This is a genomic window from Actinomadura sp. NPDC000929, from assembly GCF_040492065.1.
In the GTDB taxonomy this organism is placed as follows: domain Bacteria; phylum Actinomycetota; class Actinomycetes; order Streptosporangiales; family Streptosporangiaceae; genus Spirillospora; species Spirillospora verrucosospora.
On the sequence record NZ_JBEUPA010000299.1, the window covers coordinates 1 to 3,053 of the forward strand.

A 3,053-nucleotide genomic window follows, 5' to 3' on the forward strand; every position below is an offset into this window, starting at 1 on the left:
CCCGCCGGTCGGCGACGCGCTCGGACGTCCCCTCGAAGCCGAGGACGGCCAGGGCCCCGGCGGCGGAGGAGCCCTCGCCGATCGCCGCGGGGTCGGCCAGCCCGACCATGGTCTCGGTCTCGTCGGACAGCCGCAGGACCGCGGGGAGGGGGCCGTCCTGGGCGAGGCGCCGCAGCGCGGCGGCGCCCTCGTCGAAGGAGGCGAACCGCCAGCCCTCGTACTCCCGGGCCTCCGGGACGGGATGCACCCGCACCCGCACGGAGGTGATCACGCCGAGCGCGCCCTCCGAGCCGAGGAGGAGCTGCCGCAGGTCGGGCCCGGCCGCCGACTTCGGCGCCCGCCCGAGGTCGAGCGTCCCCTCGGGGGTGGCCGCGGTGAGGCCGACGACCATGTCGTCGAACCGCCCGTACCCGGCGGACGCCTGCCCGCTCGACCGCGCCGCCGCGAACCCGCCGATCGACGCCCACTCGTAGGACTGCGGGAAGTGCCCGAGCGTGTAGCCGCGCTCGTTGAGCAGCGCCTCGGCCGCGGGGGCGCGCAGGCCGGGCTGCAGGACGGCCGTCCGGGAGACCTCGTCGAGCTCGACGAGCCGGTCCATGCGGCGCAGGTCGAGGGCGACGAAGGCGTCCGCGCCCCGCGGCGCCAGCCCGCCGACGACCGAGGTGCCGCCGCCGAACGGGACGACCGCGACGCGGCGCCCGGCGCACGCCTCCAGCACCGCGAGCACCTCGGCGTGGTCGCCGGGCAGGACCACCGCGTCCGGCGCGTCGGCGGCGTCGCCGGCGCGGATGCGCAGCAGGTCGGGCGTGGACTTGCCGCGCGTGTGGCGGAGCCGCGCCTCGGTGTCGGCGCGCACGTTGCCCTCCCCCACGACGGCGGCGAGCGCGGTCAGGTCGTCCCCGGACAGCCGGGGCTCGGCGAGCCGGACGCCGGACGGCTCGGCCGGCGGCCCCGCGGCGGGCCGCACGCCGAGCAGGTCGCGCAGCAGGCCGACCATCGGCTCGGGCAGCGGCGCCGCCTTCGCCGGGTCGCCCCAGCCGCTCCACAGCATGTCGCGCGTCTCCACGCCCGCCTCCCTCGCCGCCCCGCCCGTCTGGCGGCTTACACTGTGACACATGACGTCGAATCGTCACAACAGGACGGCGGCGCGGACCGCCGACGACACCGTGCTGGACGCCGCCCGCGACTGCGTGCTCGCGGTCGGGGTGCGGCGCACGACGCTGACCGACATCGCGCGGCGGGCCGGCGTCTCGCGCATGACGCTCTACCGGCGCTGGCCGGACGTCCGCACCATCGTCGCCGACCTGATGACCCGCGAGTGGACCGCGATCGGCGACGCGCTGTCGCCCCCCGACGACGGCCGCCCCGTCCGGCCCAGGCTGGTGGACGGCCTGGTCACCGGCGTGCGGACGTTCCGCGACCACCCGCTGCTCCGCAAGATCATCGAGGTCGACCCCGAGCTGCTGCTGCCCTACCTGCTGGACCGCTGCGGCGCCAGCCAGCGGGCCTTCCTCGCGGGGTTCGAGGAGTCGATCTCCGCCGGCCAGCGCGACGGCACGATCCGGGCCGGCGTCCCCGCGCTCCAGGCCCGCGCGCTCCTGCTGGTCGTCCAGTCGTTCGGGCTCTCCGCGCAGATCATGATCGACGCGCTGGAGCCCGGGGTCGACGCCGACGCCCTCGACGCCGAACTCCGCCACATCCTGGAGAGGACGCTCGCACCGTGAACGCAGCCGGACCCGATCCCCGGACCTCGCTCAACACCGCACGCCGGGAGCGCGAGCTCGCCGAACTCCCCGGCGAGGTGGTGGACGTGCTGGTCGTCGGCCTCGGCGCCACCGGGGCGGGCGCCGCGCTGGACGCCGCGTCCCGCGGCCTGTCCGTCGCCGCGGTCGACGCCCGCGACCTGGCGTTCGGCACGTCGCGCTGGAGCTCCAAGCTGATCCACGGCGGGCTGCGCTACCTGGCGTCCGGCCAGGTGGACGTGGCGCACGAGAGCGCGGTCGAACGCGGCGCGCTGATGCTGCGCACCGCCCCGCACCTGGTGCGGGCGCTTCCGTTCGTGCTGCCGCTGACCCCGCTGGTGTCCCGCTCGCAGGCGCTGCTGGCCGGCGGCGGCATGCGCGCCGGGGACCTGCTGCGTCTCGCCGCCCGCACCCCGCGGTCGGTCCTGCCCGGCCCCCGGCGGCTGTCGGCGGTCGAGACGCTCCGGCTCGCGCCCGCCCTCCGCCCCCACGGGCTGCGCGGCGGGCTGCTGTCGTGGGACGGGCAGCTCGCCGACGACGCCCGCCTCGTCACCGCGCTCGCCCGGACCGCCGCCGGGCACGGCGCCCGGATCCTCACCCGCTGCCGCGCGGTCGAGCTGACCGGCGACGGCGCCCTCGTCCGGGACGAGCTCACCGGCCACGAGACCACCGTGCGGGCGCGCGCGGTGGTGAACGCGGCCGGGGTGTGGGCGGGCGGCCTGGTGGACGGGGTGCGGCTGCGCCCGTCCCGCGGCACCCACCTGGTGCTGCGGGCCGAGGCGCTGCGCGGGCTCACCGCCGCGATGCACGTCCCCATCCCCGGGGCGGGCAACCGGTTCGTGCTGGTGCTCCCGCAGGGCGACGGCCGCGTCTACGTCGGTCTCACCGACGAGCCGGCGGACGGGCCCGTCCCGGACGTGCCGGAGCCGACCGAGGGCGAGATCGGCTTCCTGCTCGACGTCCTGGACTCGGCGCTGGACGTCCCGGTGCGGCGCGCCGACGTGGCCGGCGCGTACGCCGGGCTGCGTCCCCTGCTGGACCTCGGGGGCGGGGGCGACACCGCCGACATCTCCCGCCGGCACGCCGTCCTGACGTCGCGGGACGGCGTCGTGACGATCGTCGGCGGCAAGCTGACCACCTACCGGCGCATGGCCGAGGACGCCGTGGACGCGGTCGTGCGCGCCCGCGGCCTCACCGCCGGTCCCTGCCGCACCTCGCGGCTGCCCCTCGTCGGCGCGGCTCCGCGCGCCCGTCTGGACGCGCTGGACGCGCCCGCCCGGCTCGTCCAGCGGTACGGCGCCGAGGCGCCGC

General features: G+C 78.0%; 3 protein-coding genes. 2 read left to right on the forward strand and 1 reads right to left on the reverse strand.

Translation table 11 applies throughout. From position 1 onward, the window contains the following. The coding region (locus ABWI04_RS42300) for an FAD-binding oxidoreductase (protein ID WP_353835931.1) at positions 1-1,051 on the reverse strand (1,051 nt) is incomplete at its 3' end. Positions 1,052-1,115: 64 nt separating this feature from the next. On the opposite strand from ABWI04_RS42300, the gene ABWI04_RS42305 reads away from it, so the two are divergent. After that, the gene (locus ABWI04_RS42305; protein WP_353835929.1) at positions 1,116-1,724 is read left to right on the forward strand and encodes a TetR/AcrR family transcriptional regulator; all 609 of its coding nucleotides are present in this window, start codon (positions 1,116-1,118) and stop codon (positions 1,722-1,724) included. Beyond that, on the forward strand, positions 1,721-3,053 hold a 1,333-nt coding region (locus ABWI04_RS42310; RefSeq protein ID WP_353835930.1), incomplete at its 3' end, for a glycerol-3-phosphate dehydrogenase/oxidase. The genes ABWI04_RS42305 and ABWI04_RS42310, both read left to right, overlap by 4 nt.